23 protein-coding genes are annotated in these 22,376 nt (G+C 73.1%); 10 read left to right on the top strand and 13 right to left on the bottom strand.

Features of this window, described 5'->3' with window-relative positions; translation table 11 throughout:
- Positions 1-23: 23 nt before the first annotated feature.
- Positions 24-977, bottom strand: a complete 954-nt coding sequence (locus FLX08_RS29340; protein WP_142623503.1) for a tyrosine-type recombinase/integrase — start codon at positions 975-977, stop codon at positions 24-26.
- A gap of 98 nt (positions 978-1,075) precedes the next feature.
- Here FLX08_RS29340 and FLX08_RS43050 point away from each other — a divergent pair, with 98 nt between their 5' ends.
- Positions 1,076-4,312 (top strand): AfsR/SARP family transcriptional regulator, encoded by a 3,237-nt coding sequence (locus FLX08_RS43050; protein WP_142623502.1) that lies wholly within the window; start codon positions 1,076-1,078, stop codon positions 4,310-4,312.
- Here the strand turns inward: FLX08_RS43050 and FLX08_RS29330 are convergent.
- A complete protein-coding gene (locus FLX08_RS29330; protein WP_142623501.1) occupies positions 4,272-4,700 on the bottom strand; it encodes a glutaredoxin domain-containing protein in 429 nt (142 codons plus the stop codon). The two genes, FLX08_RS43050 and FLX08_RS29330, sit on opposite strands and share 41 nt — an antisense overlap.
- Positions 4,701-4,833: 133 nt before the next feature.
- Between FLX08_RS29330 and FLX08_RS29325 the strand changes: the two genes are divergently transcribed.
- From FLX08_RS29325 to FLX08_RS29305, 5 genes are all read left to right on the top strand, one after another.
- Positions 4,834-5,721 carry a DUF2268 domain-containing putative Zn-dependent protease gene (locus tag FLX08_RS29325; RefSeq protein WP_142623500.1) on the top strand — a complete coding sequence of 296 codons (888 nt, stop codon included), beginning with the start codon at positions 4,834-4,836 and terminating at the stop codon, positions 5,719-5,721.
- Between the two features lie 54 nt (positions 5,722-5,775).
- Positions 5,776-6,294 (top strand): MarR family winged helix-turn-helix transcriptional regulator, encoded by a 519-nt coding sequence (locus FLX08_RS29320; protein WP_142623499.1) that lies wholly within the window; start codon positions 5,776-5,778, stop codon positions 6,292-6,294.
- 154 nt (positions 6,295-6,448) lie between these two features.
- Positions 6,449-7,216, top strand: a complete 768-nt coding sequence (locus FLX08_RS29315) for a TetR/AcrR family transcriptional regulator (protein ID WP_142623498.1) — start codon at positions 6,449-6,451, stop codon at positions 7,214-7,216.
- A gap of 196 nt (positions 7,217-7,412) precedes the next feature.
- A complete protein-coding gene (locus FLX08_RS29310) occupies positions 7,413-8,003 on the top strand; it encodes a DUF2243 domain-containing protein (protein ID WP_142623497.1) in 591 nt (196 codons plus the stop codon).
- Entirely contained in the window at positions 8,000-8,806 is an 807-nt protein-coding gene (locus tag FLX08_RS29305; protein ID WP_142623496.1) for a cytochrome c oxidase assembly protein, read from the top strand. The genes FLX08_RS29310 and FLX08_RS29305 overlap by 4 nt, the downstream gene beginning before the upstream one ends.
- A 115-nt stretch (positions 8,807-8,921) precedes the next feature.
- Here the strand turns inward: FLX08_RS29305 and FLX08_RS29300 are convergent, their stop codons facing one another.
- Both FLX08_RS29300 and FLX08_RS29295 read right to left on the bottom strand, forming a co-directional pair.
- Positions 8,922-10,082, bottom strand: a complete 1,161-nt coding sequence (locus FLX08_RS29300; protein ID WP_142623495.1) for a cation:proton antiporter — start codon at positions 10,080-10,082, stop codon at positions 8,922-8,924.
- Between the two features lie 8 nt (positions 10,083-10,090).
- A complete protein-coding gene (locus FLX08_RS29295; protein WP_142623494.1) occupies positions 10,091-10,573 on the bottom strand; it encodes a cation:proton antiporter regulatory subunit in 483 nt (160 codons plus the stop codon).
- Between the two features lie 119 nt (positions 10,574-10,692).
- Between FLX08_RS29295 and FLX08_RS29290 the strand changes: the two genes are divergently transcribed.
- Positions 10,693-11,307 (top strand): helix-turn-helix domain-containing protein, encoded by a 615-nt coding sequence (locus tag FLX08_RS29290; RefSeq protein ID WP_142623493.1) that lies wholly within the window; start codon positions 10,693-10,695, stop codon positions 11,305-11,307.
- Here the strand turns inward: FLX08_RS29290 and FLX08_RS29285 are convergent.
- From FLX08_RS29285 to FLX08_RS29250, 8 genes are all read right to left on the bottom strand, one after another.
- Complete coding sequence (locus FLX08_RS29285) at positions 11,282-11,764, bottom strand: class I SAM-dependent methyltransferase (protein WP_208761734.1); 483 nt, start codon at positions 11,762-11,764, stop codon at positions 11,282-11,284. The two genes, FLX08_RS29290 and FLX08_RS29285, sit on opposite strands and share 26 nt — an antisense overlap.
- 55 nt (positions 11,765-11,819) lie before the next feature.
- Positions 11,820-12,671, bottom strand: a complete 852-nt coding sequence (locus tag FLX08_RS29280; protein WP_142623491.1) for an SRPBCC family protein — start codon at positions 12,669-12,671, stop codon at positions 11,820-11,822.
- Positions 12,664-13,233 carry an ArsR/SmtB family transcription factor gene (locus FLX08_RS29275; RefSeq protein ID WP_142623490.1) on the bottom strand — a complete coding sequence of 190 codons (570 nt, stop codon included), beginning with the start codon at positions 13,231-13,233 and terminating at the stop codon, positions 12,664-12,666. The genes FLX08_RS29280 and FLX08_RS29275 overlap by 8 nt, the downstream gene beginning before the upstream one ends.
- Positions 13,234-13,411: 178 nt before the next feature.
- A complete protein-coding gene (locus FLX08_RS29270) occupies positions 13,412-14,674 on the bottom strand; it encodes an RNA polymerase sigma factor (RefSeq protein WP_142623489.1) in 1,263 nt (420 codons plus the stop codon).
- A gap of 205 nt (positions 14,675-14,879) precedes the next feature.
- Positions 14,880-15,251, bottom strand: coding sequence for a YciI family protein (locus FLX08_RS29265; RefSeq protein ID WP_142623488.1), 372 nt, complete (start codon positions 15,249-15,251; stop codon positions 14,880-14,882).
- 50 nt (positions 15,252-15,301) lie between these two features.
- Positions 15,302-15,988, bottom strand: coding sequence for a DUF998 domain-containing protein (locus FLX08_RS29260; protein ID WP_142623487.1), 687 nt, complete (start codon positions 15,986-15,988; stop codon positions 15,302-15,304).
- A 252-nt stretch (positions 15,989-16,240) separates the two neighbouring features.
- Positions 16,241-17,545 (bottom strand): sensor histidine kinase, encoded by a 1,305-nt coding sequence (locus FLX08_RS29255; RefSeq protein WP_142623486.1) that lies wholly within the window; start codon positions 17,543-17,545, stop codon positions 16,241-16,243.
- 73 nt (positions 17,546-17,618) lie between these two features.
- Positions 17,619-18,278 (bottom strand): TetR/AcrR family transcriptional regulator, encoded by a 660-nt coding sequence (locus tag FLX08_RS29250; RefSeq protein WP_142623485.1) that lies wholly within the window; start codon positions 18,276-18,278, stop codon positions 17,619-17,621.
- A gap of 197 nt (positions 18,279-18,475) precedes the next feature.
- Between FLX08_RS29250 and FLX08_RS29245 the strand changes: the two genes are divergently transcribed.
- The 3 genes from FLX08_RS29245 (at position 18,476) to FLX08_RS29235 (ending at position 21,420) form a co-directional block, all read left to right on the top strand.
- Positions 18,476-19,387, top strand: coding sequence for a LysR family transcriptional regulator (locus FLX08_RS29245; RefSeq protein ID WP_208761733.1), 912 nt, complete (start codon positions 18,476-18,478; stop codon positions 19,385-19,387).
- Between the two features lie 213 nt (positions 19,388-19,600).
- The gene (locus FLX08_RS29240) at positions 19,601-20,347 is read left to right on the top strand and encodes an SDR family NAD(P)-dependent oxidoreductase (protein WP_142623484.1); all 747 of its coding nucleotides are present in this window, start codon (positions 19,601-19,603) and stop codon (positions 20,345-20,347) included.
- Positions 20,348-20,484: 137 nt separating this feature from the next.
- Complete coding sequence (locus FLX08_RS29235) at positions 20,485-21,420, top strand: pentapeptide repeat-containing protein (protein ID WP_142623483.1); 936 nt, start codon at positions 20,485-20,487, stop codon at positions 21,418-21,420.
- Between the two features lie 52 nt (positions 21,421-21,472).
- Here the strand turns inward: FLX08_RS29235 and FLX08_RS29230 are convergent, their stop codons facing one another.
- Complete coding sequence (locus FLX08_RS29230; RefSeq protein ID WP_142623482.1) at positions 21,473-22,321, bottom strand: NAD(P)H-binding protein; 849 nt, start codon at positions 22,319-22,321, stop codon at positions 21,473-21,475.
- Positions 22,322-22,376 lie beyond the last annotated feature (55 nt).

Below are 22,376 nucleotides of genomic sequence, written 5' to 3'. Positions count from 1 at the left end.
CATCTGAGGAACGGCAGGCCCGGTCAGCGGGCGGCGCCCGGGACGCGGAGCCGGTCGACGGCCTCGCGGCGGCGCCGCTCTGGCCGCCGGTCGTAGCGCGCGGTGGTGGCGGGGGAGGCGTGCCCCACCAGGGCCTGGGCGGTGGCGAGGTCGACCCCGGCGTCGAGCAGCTCGCCGATGAACGTGCGCCGGAAGTCGTGCGGCGTACGCGGGGAGGCCCCGGCCGCGGCCAGGCGGCGGGAGACGATGTCGGCGATGGCCTGGCCGGTCATGTGGGCAAGGCGCAGCCGCCCTCCCTTGTTGATGGGGCAGAACAGGGGGCCCGTCGCCCGCCCGCGTACGGCGAGCCAGAGATCGAGGCGCTCGACGGCCTCCGCGGTCAGGTAGACCAGCCGTTCCTTGTCGCCCTTGCCGCGCACGCGCAGGGAGCGCGCGTGGGGATCGAAGTCGGCCAGGGTGAGCCCGGCGATCTCGGCGCGGCGGCAGCCGGTGGAGTAGAGCGCCGCCAGCATCGCGCCGTCGCGGCGGCCGGCGGGGGAGGGGTCGCCGTCGCACACGTCGAGCACGGCCGCCAGCGCCTCGCTCTCGACGTGCCGTCCCGCCGGGACGCGGGTGTGCTTGTAGGCGGGCAGGTCGGCGGCCCGCTGGTAGTCCTCGCCGCTCATCAGGCCGAGCCGCCACGCCTCCTTCAGCACCCGGCGCAGCGCGACCAGATGCTTGTTGACGTGGGAGGGCGACCAGCCCTGCTCCCGCATCAGCGTCCGCAGCCGGATGGTGTGCTCGTAGCGGAGCAGTTCCCAGGGCTGGCCGGCGCCGGTCGCCTCCGGGTCGCCGGTGATGAGGCGGGCGATGCGGTCGAGGCAGCCCTTCATCGTGCGCTTGGACTCGGGGCTCTGCAGGGCGTCGAGATACACCTGGTAGGGGTCGCGCTCTGGCCGTGCGGGGGTGTTCCGCTCGGGGACGGCGGGGGTGTTCATCGCGTCGATCCTACTATGAATCTACATTGTAAAGGCCGCGGGCAACTACAAGATCATTTACACCACAGACCAGAACCCTCGACGACAATGAGAGGGCCATGCGAATCGGGATTCTCGGGCCGTTGCGGGTGACCGGCGGCCACCTCAGGGGTGCACGGCTGCGCGTGCTGCTGATCCGGCTCGCTCTGGAACCCCGCAGGGTGGTCACCGCCGAGAGTCTCGCCGAGGACCTGTGGGAGGAGCCGCCCGCGAACCCGGTGGCGGCCCTGCATTCCCTGGTGTCGCGGCTCCGTCGCGAGCTGCGACACCAGGGAATGCGCGAGGGCTTAGACAGCGTGTTGGTGTCGCATCCGGCCGGTTATCTGCTCGACGTCCCGCCGGAGGAGGTCGACGCGGTCGAGTTCGAACGCCTGGTGCGCGCGGGCCGGGCCGAGCGTGATCCCCTGCGTGCCGCGGCCGTCCTGCGGTCGGCCCTGTCGCTCTGGCGGGGTGCGGCGCTCGCCGACGCGGCCGGCCTGCCGTTCGCGCAGGTGGCGGCGGCGCGCCTGGAGGAGCTGCGCCTTTCCGCGCTGGAGGCCCGGGTGGCGGCCGACCTCGCGGTGGCGGACCCGGTGGCGGACCCGGTGGCGGACCCGGTGGCGGACCCGGCGGCGGACCCAGCGGCGGCCGGGGCGCTGGTGGCGGAGCTGGAGGAGGTCGTCGCCGCGCACCCGCTGCGTGAGCCGTTCCACGCCCTGCTGATGCGGGCGCTGCGCGCTGCGGGGCGGCGTGGAGACGCGCTGGAGGCGTTCGAACGCGCCCGGCGGCGGCTGGCGGACGAGCTGGGCGTCGATCCCGGGCCGGAGCTGCGCGCGGCTCATCTGGAGGCGCTTCGCGCAGCGCCTCAGGAAAAAGCCGTGCAGGCCGTACGCGCTGTGCGGGGGAACGTGCCGGCACCGGTGACGAGCCTGGTGGGGCGGCGGGAGGACGTGGCACGGGTGCGGAGCCTGCTGTCGGCCGCGCGGCTGGTCACGCTGACCGGGCCGGGCGGCGCGGGCAAGACCCGGCTGGCGGTGGAGGTCGCGGGCGGGCTCGCCGCGGCTTCGGGTGTCTGGCTGGTCGAGCTGGCCGCCGCCGGGGACACGGCGGACGTGGTGGCCGCCGTGCGCGCGACCGTGCCTGCGGCCACGCCCGAGCCGGACGGGGACGTCGCCGCGCGGCCGGCCGCGTCACCGCTCGACGCGCTGGTGGAGGCGCTGGCGGGCCGGGAGCTCGTGCTCGTGCTCGACAACTGCGAGCACGTGGTGGACGGCGCGGCGGCGATGGCGGAGCGGTTGCTCGCGGGGGTGCCGGGGCTGCGGATCCTGGCGACCAGCCGGGAGCCGCTGGACGTTCCCGGTGAGCATCTCCATCCGGTGCGGCCGCTCGCGTTGCCCGCCGAGGACGCCGAGGACGCCGAGGACGTGGACGCGGCGCGGGCGCTGGAGTTCCCCGCGGTGGCGTTGTTCGCGGAGCGGGCGTCGGCGGCGCGGCCGGGGTTCGTGGTGGACGACTCCCTGGTGGCCGACGTGGTCGCGGTGTGCCGGGAGCTCGACGGCCTGCCGCTCGCGATCGAACTGGCGGCGGCGCGGCTGCGGTCGTTCACGGTGCGGCAGCTCGCGGAGGCGGTGGGGGAGCGGCTGGCGCTGCGCGGCGGCCGTACGGCGGCGCCGCGGCATCGGACGCTGCGGGCGGTGATCGGCTGGAGCTGGGATCTGCTGTCGCCGGAGGAGCGCGTGGCGTTGCGCCGGTTGTCGGTGTTCGCGGGCGGGGCGACGGCGGAGGCGGCGCTGCGGGTGTGCGGGGCGGGGCTGGAGACGGTGGCATGTCTGGTGGACAGGTCGCTGGTCGTCGTGGCCGAGCCGGACGGGTCCGCGGACCGGGCGGCGCAGACACAGCCGGCGCAGGTGCGTTATCGGCTGCTGGAGACGGTGCGGGCGTACGCGGCCGAGCGGCTGGAGGAGGCGGGCGAGGCGCGAGCCGTACGGGACCGGCATCTGGGCTACTTCGTCGAGGTGGCGGAGGCGGCCGAGCCCGGGTTGCGCACGGCCGGGCAGCTTCGCCTGCTGGCGATGCTCGACGCCGAGCGGGGAAACCTCGACGCGGCGCTGGGCCACGCCGTACGGACCGGGCAGGAAGGGCAGGCGCTGCGGCTGTTCATGGCCAGGCTGTGGGCGTGGACGGTGCGGGGGCGGGGCGACGAGGTGGCGAGATGGGCGCGGGCCGTCCGGGCGGTGCTGGGCGGGGTCGCGCCGCCTGGGCTGGAGCTGCCCCACACGTTGTGCGTGCTGCTGGCGTCCGACGAGCCGTACGCGTCGCCGGAGGCGCTGCGGGTGGTCGAGGAGTCGGGTCATCCCGTGGCGTTGTGGGCCTGGATCGTGGGGGTCAGGCCCGCGGGCGGGGCGGTGGATCACTGGCGCAGGGCGCTGGCGGCGATGCGGGCGTTCGGCGATCACGAGGACCCGTGGGCGCGGGCGACGGGGCTGCTGATGGGCGGCATCGGGGAGTTCGAGTATGGCAGGGCGGGGGCGGCCGGGCCGTGGTTGTGTGCGGCGCTGGCGGGCTACCGCGCGCTGGGGGAGCGGTGGGGGCTGTCCCTGGCGCTCTACTGGCTGTCGCTGGCGGCGGAGAACCGGGGGGATGCGGCGGAGGCGCTGACGCTGCTGGAGGAGGCGGCGGAGCTGGCGGGGCTGCTCGGTGGGATGGAGGCGGTTCCGCTCCCGTTGATGCTGCGGGTGCGGCTGGCTCAGTTGCGTGCCCGTACGGGTGACCTGGCGGGGGCGGAGTGGGAGCTGGCGTTGGCGGGCGAGGTGGCCGATCGTACGCGGGACCGGTTGGCGGCGGCGCGGGTGCGGCAGGCCGCCGGGGAGGTGGCGCGGCGGCTGGGGTCGCTCGGCGAGGCGGAGGGCCTGCTGGTGGAGGCGCTGGAGCTGGTCGGCGGGCAGGCGGACGTGCCGGGGCAGTTCCTGTCGACGGTCCATGTCGAGCTGGCGCGGGTGCGGGCGGAGCGGGGTGATCGCGAGGCGGCGTGGCGGTCGCTGCGTTCGGCGCTGGTGTCGGCGGGGCGGGCGGGTGACGAGACGGTGCGGGCGATGGTGCTGGAGGCGGTGGCGGAGTGGTGCGCCGCCGGCGGAGACCTGCCGCGCGCCGCGCTGGTCGCGGGTGCGGCGCGGACGCTGCGCGGGTTGGACGGCGTGCGAGGGCTGGACGCCGTACGCGGGGGTGTGCCCGAAAGGTGCTCGGAGGGGGATATCGCGCGTCCGAAGCTGAGATTGATCAGGGCAGTTGCGCGCGCACCCAACGAGGGTCGGGGTTGACGTGCGGCGTGCCCGCCACGACCACGGTGGGCACCGTCTCGTCGCCGCCGGTGGCGGCCCGGACCGCCGCGGCGCCGTCGGGGTCGCGCCAGATGTCGACCCAGTGCATCCGGTAGGCGTGGCGGCCGAGCCGGGTGCGCAGCCGCATGCAGTAGCGGCAGCCGGGGCGCCAGTAGACGATGGGCCGGTCGTCGGCCGCGCTGCGGCGCAGCGCCTCCGCCGCGCTGACGGACCTGGGGAAGATCAGCGGGGACAGCATGACGGCGCCGGCCAGGAAGATCAGGAGCAGTATGACGGCGGCGACCGGGGCTCCCTGGGCGATCTGCCGCGCCGCGGCGGCGACCCCGAGGGCCAGGAAGAGGATCGGGAGCATCCATCGGCGCAGCATGGCGATCAGGCTAACGCAGTCGCGCGGGGGTGATCTGCCGCGAGGGGCGGGCGGACGACCTGCCGCAGCGTGCCTTGGCGAAGAGTGCCGCGGGTTTGACCCTGACGTTGGGTCAGGTTTTAGCCTCGCGGCCATGTCGATCACTGTTGCCGACACCTGCTCGGCCATGCGGCGGATCCTGCTGGCCCCGGCCGCCGACCGCGCCGACCTGCTGCGTTCGATGCTCGAGGCCAACAGGGGGATGTATCGCTACTACCCCGGTGAGGTGGACCTGGTGGACATCCACGGCCAGTCGTCCGGGTTCCCCATCGACCGTGACGAGGAGCGTTGCCTGAAGGCGCTCGAAACGCTGGCGGCGGCCGGGGCGTGGGAGCGGATGCAGCGTGCCCTCGACGACGCTCTCGCCGTACTGCTGGAGGCGACGCCGGGGCTGCGGGTCCCGGGCATCACCGTGCTGCTCGTGCTCGGTGATCCGGGTGACGAGCACTTCATGGGTCCCTGCGGAGGTGTGACGGGGTTCGGGGGCATCTCGGGCCACATCGTGATCACGCTCTGGCCCTTCCCCGAGAACGTGGCGCGGCTGGAGGCCACCGCCGTGCACGAGCTCCACCACAACCTGCGGTTCGGGCCGGGCGGGGTCGTGTGGGATCCGATGACGGTCACGGTCGGGGATCACATCGTGTCCGAGGGCCTGGCCGACGCCTTCGCCCGCCAGCTCTACGGCGACGAGCTCGGCCACACGCGCATCGGTGTGCCGCATCTGCACGACGACGCGGTCTTCGGCAAGGTGCTCACCGGGCTCGATGTGACGGGTATGCAGAACTTCACCGCCTGGGTGCACGGCGACCCCAGCGCCGAGCGCTTCGGCCTCACCCCGGTGGGTCTGCCGATGGGCGCCGGGTACGCCGTGGGCAATCGGCTGGTCGACACCTATCTGGCGGCGGCGGGGCAGACGGCGGCGCAGGCCCTGCACGCCGGCAGCTCGGAGATCATCGCCGCCACGCTCCGCCCCGGCGGCTGAGTGCGGCGCCACGTATCGTTAGCCCGACTAACGTAAGGGCGATAGGATCGCGGCATGACCAGCAGATCCGAATCCGCGGACATGCCGCACGACGGCGAGACGAAGACGCCGGAGAGGCTGCGCGGACGTGCCAGCCGCCTGCTCGCAGGGGTGGCGGCGCGGGCGGACCGGCTGATGACCGAGGGGCTGGCCCAGGTCGACGCCCGCAAGTGGCACTACGCGGTGCTGGCCTCGCTGGAGGAGTTCGGCCCGGGCAGCCAGGCGACCCTGAGCCGCCGCACCGGCATCTATCGCAGTGACATGGTCGGCGTGCTCAACGAGCTGGCCGAGCGCGGTCTCGTCGAACGGATGCCGGATCCCGACGACCGCCGCCGCAACGTCATCACCATCACCGCCCAGGGCCGGCGGAGCCTGCGCCGCCTCGACAAGGTTCTGGACGACCTCCACGAGGAGCTGCTCGCCCCGCTGACCCCTGCCGAACGCGACCAGTTCGTGCACCTGCTCACCCGCCTGCTGGACCACCACACCCAGCGGGCGGCGGACTCCCCGATTTCCTCGTCCTCCCGCCCGTGAACGAGGGGGCGGCGTGCGTCGAGAGCGGGGGTGTCCCCGTATCGCTTGCGCAGCCCGCCGGCCGCGATCGCGTACGTCATCGTGCTTCCTCCCAGGGTTCCGTACGGCGTACCGTGCACCGTACGATCCGAGGTGCGCATAGAATTCGCAGGCGATGACGGAGTACAGCTCGCAGGGAGACCCGGCGCGGAGTCTGGCCCTGCTGTGGCGCACCGGGGAGCGGACCGGGCGCAAGGGCAAGCCGGAGATCGGGGTCGACCGGATCGTGCGCGCGGCGATCGAGGTCGCCGACGCCGAGGGCCTGGGCGCGCTGTCCATGCGCAAGGTCGCCGAGCAGCTCGGGGTGGGGACGATGTCCCTGTACACCTACGTCCCCGGCAAGGCCGAGCTGATCGACGTCATGCTCGACACCGCGTACGGCGAACTGCCGATGCCCGAGGAGGTGCCGGGCGGCTGGCGGGGCAGGCTGGAGCTGATCGCGCGGGAGAACCTGGCGCTCTATCGGCGGCATCCGTGGATGCTGCAGGTGTCGTCGCTCACCCGGCCGCCGCTGGGCCCCAACCTCATCGCGAAGTACGACTACGAGCTGCGGGCCGTCGACGGCATCGGCCTGGACGACCTCGAGATGGATTCGGTCGTCACGCTGCTGAACGGCTACGTGAGCGGCGCGGCGCGGGGCGCGGTGGAGGCGGCGCAGGCGCCGGGCGACACCGGTGTCACCGACGAGCAGTGGTGGTACGCGCACGCGCCCTACCTGGCCAAGGTGTTCGACCCCCGGCGTTACCCCGTGGCCGCCCGGGTCGGCGCGGCGGCGGGCGAGGCGTACAACGCGGCCTACGACCCCGACCAGGCCTTCGAGTTCGGCCTGCAGCGCGTGCTCGACGGCATCGAGGCGTTCGTCGCCGCCCGCACCGCCAGGTGAGGTGCTGTTCAAAGAGTCGGTAGGCCCGGCGGCCGGTCCGCGCGTGCCTGCGTGACTACGCCCTCGCGTCCGGGGAACCTGCCCTGGCGGAGATCCGTGCAGGAGATCCCCGTACAAGAGATCCGCGTGTGTGATCCGCGTGTGTGATCCGCGTGTGTGATCCGCACAGCGGCGCGGAGAGGACGGAGGCACGGCGATGGCGACCACCGCGGGCGAGGCCCGCGCCGGTGTGGCACCGGTCAGTCTGCGGCTGCCGGGCATCGTGCTCGGGGTGGGGCTCGGCGGGTTCGTCGACGGCATTCTGCTGCACCAGCTCCTGCAGTGGCATCACATGCTGAGCAGCACCGACAGCGACAACATCGGGGTGAAGTTCTACAACCCCCGCACCGTCTCCGGGCTGGAGATGAACACCGTGTGGGACGGCGTCTTCCACACCGTGTGCTGGCTCGCGGTGCTCATCGGCCTCGCCATCCTCTACTCCAGGGTCACCCGTCACCGGCGCCGGATGTGGACCTCGCGGGTGCTGTGGGGCTGGATCCTGGCCGGCTGGGGGATCTTCAACCTGGTCGAAGGCATCCTGGACCATCACATCCTGGGCATCCACCACGTCCATGGCGGTCCCCACCAGCTCTGGTGGGACATCGGGTTCCTCGTCCTGGGCGCGTTGCTGCTCGCCGGGGGCTACCTGCTCGCGCGCAGCGGCCGGTCCTTCGACCCGCCCGAGCCCCCTGCCGACCCCCCTGCCGACCCGCCTGCCGATCCGACTGCCGGAAGCCGCGCGCGATGAACCACCACCCTGTGACGGACCACGCCGCGCTGTTCGCGGTGCTGCCCGGTGTGCTGCCGCCGCTCCTCGCCCTGGTCGTCTACCTGCACCTGGCGCGGCGGGCGCGCCGCCGCAACCCGGTCGCGGGCTGGAGCCGGCGGCGTACGGCCTGCTTCGCCACCGGGCTCGCGCTGTCGGCGGTGGCGCTGCTGCCGCCCGTCGCGTCGTTCGCGCACACCGACTTCCGCGGCCATATGGTGCAGCATCTGCTCATCGGCATGTACGCCCCGCTCGCCCTGGTGCTGGGCGCGCCGGTCACCCTGCTGCTGCGGACCCTGCCCGTCGCGGGCGCGCGGCGGCTGTCGGCCGTCGTGCACAGCGGTCCCGGCCGGTTGCTGACCCATCCGGTGACCGCCCTGCTGCTGTCGACCGGCAGCCTTGTGGTGCTGTACTTCACCCCGCTCTACAACGCTGTGACGGCCCGGCCCGGCGGGCACTGGCTGCTGCACGCGCACTTCCTGCTGTCGGGTTGTTTGTTCGCGCATGTCATCGCCGGTCCCGACCCGGCGCCGGCCCGGCCGGGCGTCCGGGCCCGTCTGGTCTGTCTGGGCTTTGCCATCGCCGTGCACGCGGTCGTCGCGCAGCTGATGTACGGCGGCTTCTGGGTGGACGTGCACGCGCCCGTCGCCGAGGTCCGGGGCGGTGCGGAGATCATGTACTACGGCGGGGACATCGCCGAGCTCCTCCTCGCGGCCGCCCTCGTGTCCACCTGGCGTCCGGAGCGCCGTTCCCGGCCCATCGCCGGCCGGGCCGTACGGGCCTGAAAACCGTACGGGGCCGAAAACCGTACGGAGCCCGGCAACGCGTACGGGGCCGGAAACGCGCCGGCCTGCCGCCGCGGTGTGCGGGGGCAGGCCGGTGGGGGGAGTTGGGGGGGCGTCAGGCGCGGCTCGCGACGCGTACGAGGAGCGGCTGCACCAGGCGGGCCGCCAGGGGACCGAAGGCCGCCAGGATCAGGACGTACGCCGCCGCCAGAGCGCCCAGGTCGGGATGGGCGCCGGCGGCGACGGCCAGACCGGCGATGACGATGTTGAACTCACCGCGGGGGATGAGCGCGATGCCCGCGCGGACCCGGCCGGCGCGGGCGATGCCGGCGCGGCGGGCCGCGTAGATGCCCGTCATCAGCTTCGTGATCATCGTCACCAGGGCCAGGCCCGCGGCCAGGGCGGCGGCGGGCAGGATCTTGGTGGGGTCGGTCTGCAGGCCGAAGAACACGAAGAAGACCGCGGCGAACAGGTCGCGCAGCGGCGCGAGCAGCGCCTGGGCGTCTTCGGCCAGCTCGCCCGACAGCGCGATGCCGACGAGGAACGCTCCGACCGCGGCCGACACCTGCAGCTGCTGGGCCAGCCCGGCCACCAGCAGCGCCAGCCCGACCACCTTGAGCACGAGGACCTCGGAGTTGGGGCTGGCGACGAACGCCTCGATGTAGCGGCCGAAGCGCAGCGCGACCAGCAGGACCACGCTCACCGCGGCGAGCGCGATGGCCACGGCGACCGCACCGGCGACCAGGCTCAGGCCCGCGAGCATGGCGGTCAGGACCGGCAGGTAGATCGCCATCGTGAGGTCTTCGAACACCAGCAGCGACAGCACCACCGGGGTCTCGCGGTTGCCGATCCAGCCCAGGTCGGACAGCACCTTGGCGGTGATGCCCGAGGAGGTGGCGTAGGTGACGCCCGCCATCGCGACGGCGGCGACGGGCCCCCAGCCGAGGAGCAGCGCGCAGATGGCGCCCGGCGCCGCGTTGAGCACGAGGTCGACCAGGCCGGCGCGGGCGTTGCCCTTGAGGCTGGTCACGAGCTCGTCGGCGTTGTATTCGAGGCCGAGGGTGAGCAGCAGCAGGATGACGCCTAATTCGGCCCCGGTGGCGATGAACTCCTCGCTGGTGGCCAGCGGGAGGATGCCACCGGTGCCGAAGGCCAGGCCCGCGATGAGGTAGAGCGGGATGGGGGAGATGCCGACGCGCAGCGCCAGCGCTCCGAGGATGCCGAGTCCGAGGACGACGGCGCCGAATTCCAGGAACAGTATGGCCGTATTGTGCACGCGCTGCCTCAGCCGCTGGCGAAGATGTCGGCGACGGCGGCGGTGCTGTCCTCGCTGCCCACCACGACCACGATGTCGTCCCCGGAGAGGACGAAGTCGGGGGCAGGGCTGGCGAACACGTGCCCGGCGCGGACGACGGCCACGATGGAGGCTCCGGTGCGGGTGCGCACCTGGGCCTCGCCCATGGGCCGGCCGGCGTAGGGGGAGTTCACGGCGATCGGGAGCTGGACGCTGACCAGGCCCTCGACCTCGCGGTGCAGGTGGTTGAGCCGCTGGACGATGCGGGGGGCGCCGAGGAGCTCGACGAGCGCGTCCGCCTCCTCGTCGTTGAGTTTCACCGTCTCGCAGGCCCTGTCGGGATCATCGGGATCGTAGATCACCAGGTCCCGCCGGCCTGTGCGGTGGGAGACGACCCCGATGCGCCGTCCCGAGCGCGTGGTGAACTCGTGCCGAAGCCCGATTCCCGGCAACACCGTCTGCTCGACATCCACGGCGCTGCTCCTCCGTTCAGATAAGTCAATGGGTACCCAGGAACCTACCAACATTGGACGGAGGTCTCATTTCGGGTGCTCTTGGCATGTGTCGTTGCCGTTATGGCAATCTGGCGTGCGTGGACGACGACCTCGAACACGCGCTCGTCTCGGTCGGGCCCCGGCTGCGTGCGCTGCGCAAGCAGCGTGAGACGACTCTCGCCGACCTGTCGGCGGCGACCGGCATCTCGGTGAGCACGCTGTCGAGGCTGGAGTCGGGCGCGCGGCGGCCCACCCTCGAACTGCTGCTGCCCCTGGCCAAGGCCCACGGGGTCACGCTGGACGAGCTCGTGGACGCCCCGCCGACGGGGGATCCGCGCATCCATCTGCGGCCGGTCGCCCGCTTCGGCATGACGATGCTGCCGCTGACCCGCCGGGCCGGGGGCATCCAGGCGTACAAGCTGGTGATCCCGGCGGGCAGCTCCAGGAGGCGGCCGGAGCCGAAGACGCACGAGGGCTACGAGTGGCTCTACGTGCTGAACGGGCGGCTGCGGCTCGTCCTCGGCGAGCGGGATCTGGTGCTGTCACCGGGGGAGGCGGCGGAGTTCGACACCCGGCTGCCGCACTGGTTCGGCGCGGCCGACGAGGACGCGGTCGAGTTCCTCAGCCTGTTCGGCAGCCAGGGCGAGCGCGCCCACCTGCGTGCCCGCCCCAAGGCGAGGCAGGAGCCTACGCCGGACGGCGGGCGAGAGTGAGCAGGTGGCCGCTGACCCCGAGAAGCGACGGCACGCGTTCGAGCGTGCGCTGGGCGTCGAGCATGAGCCTGCGGCGCTCGGGGGCGTCAAGCCAGTCGTCCACGTCGCCGTACAGCCAGAAGGCGCCCTCCAGGCGCACCACGCGGCGCGCCTCGGCCAGGGCGGCGATCCGGTCGGCGCGGCCGGGCAGGTGGTAGAGCGGGCCGAGCAACAGGACGGCGTCGGCGCTGGCGTCCGGAAGGGGCAGGTCGCGTGCGTCGCCCAGCCGCGCGGTCACCCCTGGCAGGGCCCGGGCCCGCTCGACGTGGAGCGGGACCGGGTCGAGCAGTTCGACCTCGTAGCCGTCGGCGACCAGCCACTCGGCGTGCACTCCGGTGCCGCCGCCGACGTCGAGCACCCGGGCGGGCGGTGACGGCAGGGCGCGGCGCAGCACGTCCTGCGTCCGCCACAGCTCCACGGGCGGGGCCGTGCTGGTGGGGTGCGGCGGGCTGGTGAGGGCGGGCTGGGGCCGGTCAGGCCGCCGGCTCGGCGGGGAGCCAGAAGCGGTGGCTGCCGGGCTTCTCATGGTAACGGCGCAGCGCGGCGATGCCGCTGAGCCAGCCGGTCCAGGCGGCGTACGGCGGCTTGGCGGTGTCGAAGCCGCTCTGGACGAACGTCAGGCGGGTCTTGCCGCCGCTGTCCTCCAGCTCCCAGGTGACGACGCCCGCCGGTCCCCAGTCGGTCGCCATGGTCTTGCCGGGGACCAGGTCGATGATCTTCGCGGGGCTCGGGTCGGCGTCCAGGCCGCCCATGGCGAAGCGCCCGCCGACGTGCGGCTCGATGCCGACGGGGAAGCCGAACCAGTCGCTCGCCTTGTCCGAGTCGATCAGGGAGTCGAAGACCTGCTCGACCGGCGCGTCGATGACGGTCTCGCCGCGGAAGTCGGCCGAGGTGAAGTCGGGCTGGGGCCCGATCTCGCGCCCTTCGAGGTAGTCGGCCAGGTTGGACAGCGCCATCGACCAGAAGGTCTGCAGCACGCCCCGGATGCTCGCCCCGGTGATGACGTCCTGGAAGTCGAAGTGGGTCTGCGACAGGGTCAGGACGGTCGTGTCCGGGGTCTCCTCCGTCAGCGTGATCTCGGTGGTCGTCTCCACGCCGTCCAGCAGCCAGGCGAAGCGCAGGGTGTGGTCGTCGGCGTGCAGCGGACGCTGGTGAGGGGCGTCGCCCTCGGGCGCGCGGCGGCCCCAGAACGCGTAGCGGCCGGGCAGGTCCGACTCGGCGTGCTCGGCCAGCCACACCCGCATCGCGGCGGCGTCGGTCAGCGCGTGTCGGACCTCCTTCACCGGGGCGGCGAGGCGGACGCGAACGATCATCGGTTCAGTCACTGTCGTCTCCTTGGGAGTGGTGGGGATAGCAGGCCACGACGAGTTTGAAGGCGTCGCCTTCGGCGCCGCCGTAGCGGGTGAACAGGTCCTGCAGCACGGTGCGCAGGTCGGCCAGGAACTCCTGGCGTCGTTCCGGTGACACGTGCACCTCGCCGGACACGCCGATGGACGGCAGCTCCGGCGCGGTGCGGTCGAGGGCGGCGATGTCCGCCTGCACCTCTTCCATGAGGTCGAGCAGGTAGCCCAGGCTGAGCTCGTCCTGGCGCCGGCGCAGCCCGCCGATGCGGCCGACCAGGCCCGGCGACAGCCAGTAGGAGCGGGCGCTCGCCTGGTAGATGCCTTCGGTGATGCCACGCACCCGCCGCTCGGAGACCTGCTCGACCAGGCCCGCCTCCACGAGGCGTTTGACGTGGTAGTAGACGCGCTGCGGCGTCTGGTCGAGCACCGCCGCCACCTCGGTGCACGTGCGCGGCTCGGCCAGTTGCCGCAGCACCTCGATGCGCTGCGGTTTGAGCAGTGCCTCGGCCTGCTCGATCTGCTCCAGGTACAGGACGTCTCTCATCGCAAAAACAATGTTGTACGTAAAAATTGTCTTTGTCAATGGGGCTCGCGGAAGAGGCAGGGGTGCCAACCTCGGGCGTCGGCCAGGGGAGTGTCAGGCAGCCAGTGTCAGGCAGAGGGTGTCAGGCAGGGAGTGCGGGCCGGGGAAGGCCGGCCATGGGTGCCGGCAGGGGGCGGGGCTACTCGCAGCCGGCGGCGCGGGCCAGGAACAGGGCCCGCTGCCGCTCGTTGCCGGTCAGCGCCGCCGCCCGTTCGAACTCCCGCCGCGCCTCGTCCGTACGGCCCAGCCGGGCCAGCAGGTCCCCGCGTACGGCGGGCAGCTGGGGGTAGTCGCGCAGGGCCTTGTCGTCGCCGACGGCGTCGGCGATCTCCAGGCCGCGCGCGGGGTCGCCGGCCATCGCGACCGCGACGGCCCGGTTGAGCTCGACCACGGGGGAGGGCGAGACGTGGGCGAGCACCCGATAGAGCGCGGCGACACGCTCCCAGTCGGTGTCCTCGGGGCGGGTGGCCCGGGCGTGGCAGGCGGCGATGGCCGCCTGCAGCGCGTACGGCCCGAAGGACCCGCCGAGCGACTCGGCCCGCTCCAGCGCCTCCAGGCCCCGGCGGATCAGGAGCCGGTCCCACAGACGCCGGTCCTGGTCGGGGAGCAGGACCGGTGCGCCGTCCGGTCCGGTGCGGGCGCGCAGGCGGGAGGCCTGCAGCTCCATCAGCGCGGCCAGGCCGTGCACCTCCGGTTCGCCGGGGAGCAGTCCGGTCAGGAGACGGCCCAGGCGAAGCGCCTCGTGGCAGAGATCGGGACGCGTCCAGTCGGCTCCCGCCGTGGCCGAGTAGCCCTCGTTGAAGATCAGATAGACGACTTCCAGCACCGAGGCCAGCCGTTCCGCCAGGTCGCCGGGGGCGGGCATCGTGAATCTGACCCCTTTGGCGGCGAGGGTGCGCTTGGCGCGGACGATCCGCTGCGCCACCGTCGGCTCGGTGGCCAGGAACGCCCGGGCGATCTCCCCGGTGGTCAGGCCGCCGAGCAGGCGCAGCGTGAGCGCGACGCGCGCCTCGGTGGTCAGCGTGGGATGGCAGGCCGTGAAGACGAGCCGCAGCATGTCGTCGCGGATGTGGTCGTCCAGGTCGGCGTCCGGGTCCGGCTGCGGCCTGCTCTCCATGTCGCGGCCGATCTCCTGGAGCTTGCGCTCGTAGCTGCTGCGCCGCCGCAGGTGGTCGATCGCGCGGTGCTTGGCGGTGGCCATGAGCCAGGCGCCCGGCTGGGCCGGCACGCCCGCCTCCGGCCACTGCTCCAGGGCGATGAGCAGCGCGTCCTGCGCGAGCTCCTCCGCGAGGCCGACGTCGTCGACGATGCGGGCCAGCCCCGCGACGAGCCTGGCGGACTCTATCCGCCAGACCGCCTCGATCGCGCGGTGTGCCGCGAGCAGCGCGTCGGTGCCGGTCATCGGGTGCTTGGCTCACAGGGGGTCAGGTCGCAGGGCTGAAGTGGCAGGACTGAAGTGGCAGGACTGAGGTGGCAGGGCTCGGGTGGGAGAGCCAGGTGGCAGGGTACCGGCCGGATCGTTCCGGCCGGGCCGATCGTGACAGATGCTCGGATCCGGAGTGACCCGGGTGGGGAGTGACCCGGGTCGAAACGGCTGTCGAAACGGCTCAGGCCGGCGGGGCGAAGTCTTCGGGGCCGAGCACCTTCACCACTTCGGCCTCGCCCTCCCAGCCCGCCCACAGGTCGCGGTGCAGGCGCATGAAGCGCGCGGCCCACTCGATCGCCTCCTCCTTCGACCGCACGTCGTAGAGGGCGTAGCTGATCAGTTCCTTGGACTCGGTGAACGGGCCGTCGGTCACGCTGAGCGCGCCCTCGGCCAGGCGCACCCTCGCCCCGGACGCGCTGGGGGCCAGCCCGGCGGTGTCGAGCAGCGCACCGGCGACGGTGGCCTCCTGACCCAGCTTCATGATCGCCTCCATGAGGTCGTCCGGCGGCGGGGTGTCGGGCTGGGCGGCCTTGAGCAGAATCATGTAACGCATCGGTGGTCTCCTTCTGGGATCACTGGTCTATCAGGCGAATGCGGGACGGGTCAGGCGTTCCGGTAGGTGTGCAGGGCCAGGGCGCCGATCCAGGCCCAGCCGAGCACGACGGCTCCGACGAAGGCGAGGGTGGCCCAGGCGGCGCCCGCCCCCGAGGCTACGGCCAGGAAACCGGCCGCGAACAGCGCGCCGGTGGCCCGCGAACTCCACGCCCAGGCCGTCTGCCCGCGCCGGGCGAAGCGGCGGGCGAGGACGAAGCAGGCCGCGACCAGGCAGGAGAACCCGATGCCGCCGGAGGCCAGGTGGGCGATGCCGTGCCAGCTCACCTCGCCCGCCGGCACGCCGCGGGGAAAGCCGCCCGCCGGGTCGGCCCGGAAGGCCCCGGCCGCCAGCAGGCTCAGGCCGTAGACGGCCAGCAGACGGGGGGCCCAGCCGCCTCCGTGGGCCCGGCGCAGGCCCGCGGCGAAGGCGACGGTCATCGCCCCGGCCAGCACGAAGTTCGCGATCTGGATCCAGCCGAGGTCGCCGTTGGCCAGCAGGCTCCAGGCGTGCCGGGTCAGGTCGAATCCGTCCCGGGTCAGTGCCTGGGCCAGCGACACCCCGATGTAGACGGGGCCGGCGATCACGCCGTACCCGAGGAGGCTGCGGGTGACGCTGGTCTCCCGGTCGCACGTGGGAGCGGCGGCGGCGTGGCCAGTGGTGGCGTGCGCGGCGGTGGCGTGGGCGGCGGTGGTCATGGGTGGTTTTCCCTCCGGCGGGGGCCGGTCCCTCCCGGCCCTTCACCCACTCCTCGAACGGGACGCCCCCGGATCGACACGCCTCCCGGATTTTTTTGAAGAATTTTCCCGGCCAACCTCTCCCGGGGAGCGCCGCACCTGGCCGAGGGCACGTACGGCCTGGTGGGCGGCCTGGTGGGCGGTGTGATGAGCGGTGTGATGAGGTGTGGGGTGCCAGGCGGAGTGGGCGCGCCCGCCGCCGGTCACCGGTCGTCAGCGGTCCGGCCCCGGCTCCAGCCCCGGCCCGAGGTCCGGTCCGGCCTCCCGCCCGGGGTCCGGCCTGTGGTCCGTCCGCTCGGGACGGGTGAAACGCCGCCTGTCGATCGCGTTCCGGTCGAAGAGCGGCAGCCGGAGGACGAACCGCGCTCCGAGTGGGGAGTCCTCGATCCGCAGCGTTCCGCCGTGGGCGTGGGCGATGTCGCGGGAGATCGCAAGTCCCAGCCCGGTGCCGCCGGAGTCCCGGCGCCGCCCCTCGTCCAGGCGGGTGAACCGCTCGAAGACCCGCTCGCGGTCGGCGCGCGCGATGCCGTTCCCATCGTCGGTCACCGTGACGACCGCCCGGCCGTCGGCGGATGCGACACAGACCGTGACGCCGGTCTCCGCGTGCCGCCGCGCGTTGCTCAGCAGGTTGCCCATCAGCCGGATCAGCTGGATCCGCGAGCCGTGCACCCACACGTCCCCGGCCGTGCAGACCTTCACCGGCGTGCCACCGAAATGGGTGTCCACCTCTGCGGTGACCAGCGCCGCGAGGTCGATCGGCTCGTGCGGCTCCGGCCGGCCGTCGCGTAGCCGGGTCATCACCAGCAGGTCCTGCACGATGGCCTCCAGGCGGCCGGCGGCCGACAGCGCTCCCCGGATGGTGTCGCGGGGGTCGACGTGATCGGGGTGGAGCAGCGCCTCCTCCAGTTGCAGCCGCAGCCCGGTGATCGGTGTCCTGAGCTCGTGGGAGGCGACGGAGGCGAGCTGACACTGCTGCTCGGCCGGGCGCAGCGCCCGGCCGACGATCCACCACATCAGGCGGGCGCCCGACAGGACGATGAGGAGCCCGGCCCCTCCGATGAGGTATTCGAGGCGGTGCGTCGCACACAGGGGTGACTCGACCGTGCCGGCGTAGACGACAGGGGCATCGGGGGCCGGTGACACCCGGTTGGCCATGAGCAGGATGCACGGCTTGCCCGGGTGGCACTCGACGCGCCGTTGGAGCCGGTCGTCGGCCGGGGGCCGGAGCATGCTCAGCCGCGGCCGCCCTGCCGCGCCCGGGCTGGCGACCAGGATCCTGCCCTGGGCGTCCACCAGCTGGACCAGGTCGATGGCGCCGGAGGCGGGGTGCGGCAGTGCGCCGTTGCGCACCTGCGCGCTCCACCGGGCGGCGACCTGCTCGGCGTCGAAGAACACCCGGTCCTCGATCCTGTAGCGGACGGCCAGGTCCAGGCTCACGCCGCCCAAGGCCGTGAGCAGGAATAACAGCGCCGTCGCCGCTGTCGTATACCGCGCCTGCATCGAGTGCAGGAACCGCATCGGCCTCACCATTTCCTGCCGCCCCCAGTGGGCCACCACCAAGGCAGAGTGGACGATTTCGTCCACTTTGCTGTCAGTTGTCCGATTGTGTCAAATCGGCGACAGGAGTCTTGACGTGGGCTTTCACGTGGTCGAATGCCATGTCGAGGGCGACCACGAAGGGCTGTTCGTCCTGCATCGTCTCGGCGAGCAGGTAGCCCCCCTGCAGGGCGGCGATGACCGCGACGGCGAGTTCTTCCGGGTCCGCCCCGGGATCCAGTTCGCCGGCCTCGCGCATCCGCGCGAGGCCGTCCGCGATCAGCCCCTGCCAAGCGCCGAAGATCCCTGCCAGCGACTGGCGGGCGTCGTCGCAGCGGCTGGACAGCTCGTTGGCCAGCGAGCCGATCGGGCACTTGTAGGGCAGGCCGCGCTCCCGAAGGCCCGTCAGCAGGGAATCGCGCCACCGTTCGAGATCCCGCATCGAGCGCACCTGCTCGAGTTGCGGTTTCTGTGCGGAGACCATGAGGTGCTCCCGCATCGCGATCACCTCGGTGACCAGCGCGTCCTTGTCCGGGAAGTAATGATAGAGCTGCGACTTGCTGATGCCGCAGGCGTCCACCACCTGATCGAGGGGCGTCGCCGCCACTCCCTGCCGGAACATGAGGTCCGCGGCGGTCGCGACGATGCGCCGGCGAGTGGCCGCGCCGCGTGCGGTGAGCCTCGCAGAACCCTTCTCCGGCCCTCGAACCGCCATGTGACAACCCCACCTTCGGCCGCAGCAGCCCTGCCGGGGCCATACCGGAGGAGCAACCTTGACAATTGCGACATACCACCACAGACTGGACCAAATCGTCCAGTCCCGAAAGTGTACGCCGCTCGCACGATGCGGATCGGCCCGGGTCACGGGGCAGGCGCCGGCCGCTCGCGCCGCGCCGCTCACGGGAGGGTGTCATGGCGGGCATGGAACTGCGGGAACTGCGGGCGTTCGTCGTGGTGGCCGAGGAGGGCGGCATGTCGGCCGCGGCGCGGCGGCTGCACCTGAGCCAGCCCGCGCTGTCCCAGACCGTCGGCATGCTGGAGCGCCGCCTGGGGGTGAAGCTGCTGATCCGCAGCAGCGCCGGAGTCCGGCCGACCGAGGCCGGGACGACGCTGCTCGCCGAGGCGCGCGCCGTGCTCGCCCGGCACGACCGGGCACTGCGGACCATGGCCGCGTACGCGAGCGGGGACGGCGGGGTCCTGCGCGTGGGGATTCCCCTTGAGCTGCCGTCCGACCTGCTCGGACCGCCGCTGGAGCAGCTCGCCGTTGCCCACCCCGGCACCCGCGTGCAGGCTCGTCATCTGTCCACGGCGGCGCAACTGGCCGCACTGCAGGCCGGCGAGCTCGACGTGGGCCTGCTCAGGGAGCGCCCGCCCGGGCAGGAGTTCGACGCGATGCTCGTCTCCAGGGAGCGGCTTGGCGTGCTCCTCGCGGCCGAGCGGGCCGCCGAGCTGCGCGGCCCCGACGGCATCCGCCTGGAGGAGCTCACCGGGCTGGAATGGGTGGGCTTCCCGCGCTCCGGCAGCCCCGCCTGGTTCGACGAGCTGGCCGCGATCCTGCGTAGCCACGGCCTGGACCTCGGCTCTGCCGCCCCCGAGGGGCAGGAGCTGATCGCGGAGGTCAAGCTCGCCGCCGTGAGCACGGGCAGGGGGTTCGCGCTGGCGCCGCCGAGGTGGCCGCAGCCGCTGCCTCCGGCCGTCGCGTGGTCGGCCCTGGCCGGTCACCCGCTGATCCGGCGTACGTGGGCGGTGTGGCCGTCGAGCTCGCGCCGCCGTGATCTGGCCGACTTCATCGCGGCCTTCCGCGATCCGGGCGGCGCGGGATGACCGCCGCAGAACCTCCGTACCCCATCCCGACGGCCGCGGAGGTCACCTCGAAGGCCATTGAGGCGGGCCAGAGGAAGGCCTGATGGCGGCCATCGGCCGCCGCTATGGACGTTCCGGAAGTTCCGCACCCGGCCCGGGCTTGCACCCTGCGCACCCGGTCGCCTCGCTCGGCGGCCGGTCCGAAGGATCAGTGAATCAGCAGAGGTGGAAGAGATGACCGCAGAACTGCCGGGAACAGGCGCGCTGATAACGGGGGGCACCAGCGGCATCGGGCGGGCGACCGCCCGGGCGCTGGCCCGGCTCGGCGCCCGGGTCGTGCTGTCCGGCCGCGACGAGACGCGGGGCGAGGAGGCGGCCGAGGAGATCCGCGCTCTCGGCGGCGAGGCCCACTTCGTGCGGGCCGACCTACGCGACGAGGCGTCGGCGCGTTCTCTGGCGAGGAGCGCGACCGCGCTGCTCGGGCACGTGGACGTGCTCGTGAACAACGCCGGGATCTACCCGTTCGGGCCCACGGCCCAGACGAGTGAACGGGACTTCGACGCGGTCTTCGACCTGAACGTCAAGGTTCCCTACTTCCTGGTCGCCGAACTCGCCCCGGCCATGGCCGGCCGGGGCAACGGCGCGATCGTCAACGTGACCACGATGGTCGCGGAGTTCGGCCTCGCCGGCATGAGCCTGTACGGGTCGAGCAAGGCCGCGATGGTGCTCCTGACGAAGTCCTGGGCGGCGGAGTTCGGCCCCCGGGGCGTACGGGTCAACGCGGTGAGCCCCGGCCCGACGCGCACCGAGGGCACCGCTCCCATGGGCGGGGACCTCGACGACCTCGCGCTGGGCGGGCCCGCCGGACGCGCCGCGAGCCCCGAGGAGATCGCCGAGGCCATCGTGTTCCTGGCCTCGCCGCGGGCGAGCTTCGTCCACGGCACGACCCTGCACGTGGACGGCGGCCGCGTGGCCGTGTGACCCGTGCCCCCTCGCGCCCGGCGGGCGGCCGCCTCACAGGGGCCGGCCGCCGGGCGCACTGCGTGCGTTCGGTGGGATACGTTCTAGCGGGACGGCGAGCGGCCGCGCGCCCACGGAACACGAGGAGATCAGGCACGGTGCCCGACACGCACGACCACGGGGACGCCCGCGCCACGGCATCGGCCGGCCCCGGCGACGGGCGGGCCGCGCTGCGGGCCGACTGCGCGAACTGCTTCGGGCTGTGCTGCGTCGCGCTGCCCTTCGCCGCCTCGGCCGACTTCGCGATCAGTAAGGACGCCGGGCGGCCGTGCCCCAACCTGCGCGACGACTTCCGCTGCGGCATCCACGCGCGCCTGCGTGACAGCGGCTTTCCCGGCTGCACCGTCTACGACTGCTTCGGGGCGGGTCAGAAGGTCTCGCAGGTCACCTTCGGCCGCAGCTGGCGTGACGATCCGGGGATCGCGGCGCAGATGTTCGAGGTCTTCCCGGTCGTACGGCACCTGCACGAGCTGCTGTGGTATCTGGACGAGGCGATGTCCCTGCCGGTGACCCGCCCGATCCACGCCGAGCTGCGCGCCGCGTTCGAGGAGACCGAACGCCTGGCCACGGGCACCCCCGGCGACCTGCTGGGGGTGGACGTCGCCGCCCACCGCGACAAGGTCAACGTGCTGCTGCTGCGGACGAGTGAGCTGGTGCGGGCGTCGGCCGGGGGCCGTGCCGCCGCCGACCGCAGGGGAGCCGACCTCATCGGCGCCCGGCTCCGGGGAGCCGATCTGCGCGGCGCGAACCTGAGGGGCGCCTACCTCATCGGGGCCGATCTGCGCGGGGCGGACCTGCGTGGCGCGGACCTCATCGGGGCGGACCTGCGCGGAGCCGATCTCGGCGGCGCCGATCTCACAGGGAGCGTCTTCCTCACCCAGGTCCAGGTGAACGCGGCCAGGGGAGACGCCGCCACGAAGCTGCCCCCGGCCCTCGCCCGCCCGGCGCACTGGCCGGCCACACAGACCGGCCCGGCCGCGGCGCCGGGAGGGGTCTCCGCCCGCCGCCCGCGCCCCCGCCGCCGGCGCGGGTAGCCGCCGGTCCGCCGCACGCGCCGGTAGCACGGCGGTCTTGCGGCCTCGGGATTCAGGCGAACGCGCCGCGATGATCGTGTGCCCAGGCGGAGAACGCGCGGGGCGCGCGGCCGAGCACGCGTGCCACATCCTCGCTGATGACGGCGTTGCCGCCCTGGGCGACAAGCCTGGAGCCGTTGACCGCGATCTCGGCGAAGGCGGGATCGGCTCCGGCGGCGAGCATCTGCTCCCGGTAGACCTCCAACGGCACGTCGGCGGTCGTGACGCGGCGCCCGACGGCCTCGCCCAGGATCGCGGCCTGGTCGGGGACGCTCAGCAGTTCCGGCCCGGTCAGCGTGAGCACGCGGCCCGCGTGATCGTCCGACGTCAACGCCCGCACGGCGACTTCGGCGATGTCACGGGGGTCGACGACGCCTTGCCTGCCGGTCCCCGTCGTGTTCGGGACCGGCTCTCCGCGACGGATGTGACCGGCCCAGCGAAGCGCGTTGGAGGCGAAGCTCGACGGGCGCAGGATCGTCCATCGCAGGCCGCCGGCTCGCACGGCCAGCTCTCCCGGCAGATGCCAGTCGCCGACCCATGCCTCGGTGTCGCGGCCCGTGCCGATGGCCGACACCTTCACCACCCTGCCGACACCGGCGGCACGGGCCGCGGCCAGCATCGCCTCATCGTGTTCCGCCAGCCGCGGCCCCGGGGCACTGAGCAGGAAGAGCGCCTCCGCCTTGTCCGCCGCCCGCGCCAGGGAATCCGGCTCGCCGAAGTCGCCCCGCACGACCTCCACGCCCGGCGCAGGCGTGATCGCCGCGGGGTCCCGGGTCATCGCCCGCACCCGCTCGCCCATGGCCGCCACCAGGCGGACCGTCTCACTGCCGATGGTGCCCGTCGCACCCGTCACAAGGATCATGGTCACCACCATGTCAGCGCCGGTGCCGTGACCTATAGGAACTTTCGGCACGGTC

The sequence above is a fragment of the Microbispora hainanensis genome (genome assembly GCF_006874475.1).
GTDB lineage: Bacteria > Actinomycetota > Actinomycetes > Streptosporangiales > Streptosporangiaceae > Microbispora > Microbispora hainanensis.
Note: the sequence above shows the minus strand (reverse complement) of the source record. Positions and strands in the feature narration are given on the sequence as shown.

Coding starts and splice junctions, on each gene's coding strand:
- FLX08_RS29340 (WP_142623503.1), bottom strand. CDS start 977: ATGAACACCCCCGCCGTCCCCGAGCGGAACACCCCCGCACGGCCAGAG.
- FLX08_RS43050 (WP_142623502.1), top strand. CDS start 1,076: ATGCGAATCGGGATTCTCGGGCCGTTGCGGGTGACCGGCGGCCACCTC.
- FLX08_RS29330 (WP_142623501.1), bottom strand. CDS start 4,700: ATGCTGCGCCGATGGATGCTCCCGATCCTCTTCCTGGCCCTCGGGGTC.
- FLX08_RS29325 (WP_142623500.1), top strand. CDS start 4,834: ATGTCGATCACTGTTGCCGACACCTGCTCGGCCATGCGGCGGATCCTG.
- FLX08_RS29320 (WP_142623499.1), top strand. CDS start 5,776: ATGACCAGCAGATCCGAATCCGCGGACATGCCGCACGACGGCGAGACG.
- FLX08_RS29315 (WP_142623498.1), top strand. CDS start 6,449: ATGACGGAGTACAGCTCGCAGGGAGACCCGGCGCGGAGTCTGGCCCTG.
- FLX08_RS29310 (WP_142623497.1), top strand. CDS start 7,413: ATGGCGACCACCGCGGGCGAGGCCCGCGCCGGTGTGGCACCGGTCAGT.
- FLX08_RS29305 (WP_142623496.1), top strand. CDS start 8,000: ATGAACCACCACCCTGTGACGGACCACGCCGCGCTGTTCGCGGTGCTG.
- FLX08_RS29275 (WP_142623490.1), bottom strand. CDS start 13,233: ATGAGAGACGTCCTGTACCTGGAGCAGATCGAGCAGGCCGAGGCACTG.
- FLX08_RS29270 (WP_142623489.1), bottom strand. CDS start 14,674: ATGACCGGCACCGACGCGCTGCTCGCGGCACACCGCGCGATCGAGGCG.
- FLX08_RS29265 (WP_142623488.1), bottom strand. CDS start 15,251: ATGCGTTACATGATTCTGCTCAAGGCCGCCCAGCCCGACACCCCGCCG.
- FLX08_RS29260 (WP_142623487.1), bottom strand. CDS start 15,988: ATGACCACCGCCGCCCACGCCACCGCCGCGCACGCCACCACTGGCCAC.
- FLX08_RS29255 (WP_142623486.1), bottom strand. CDS start 17,545: ATGCGGTTCCTGCACTCGATGCAGGCGCGGTATACGACAGCGGCGACG.
- FLX08_RS29250 (WP_142623485.1), bottom strand. CDS start 18,278: ATGGCGGTTCGAGGGCCGGAGAAGGGTTCTGCGAGGCTCACCGCACGC.
- FLX08_RS29245 (WP_208761733.1), top strand. CDS start 18,476: ATGGCGGGCATGGAACTGCGGGAACTGCGGGCGTTCGTCGTGGTGGCC.
- FLX08_RS29240 (WP_142623484.1), top strand. CDS start 19,601: ATGACCGCAGAACTGCCGGGAACAGGCGCGCTGATAACGGGGGGCACC.
- FLX08_RS29230 (WP_142623482.1), bottom strand. CDS start 22,321: ATGATCCTTGTGACGGGTGCGACGGGCACCATCGGCAGTGAGACGGTC.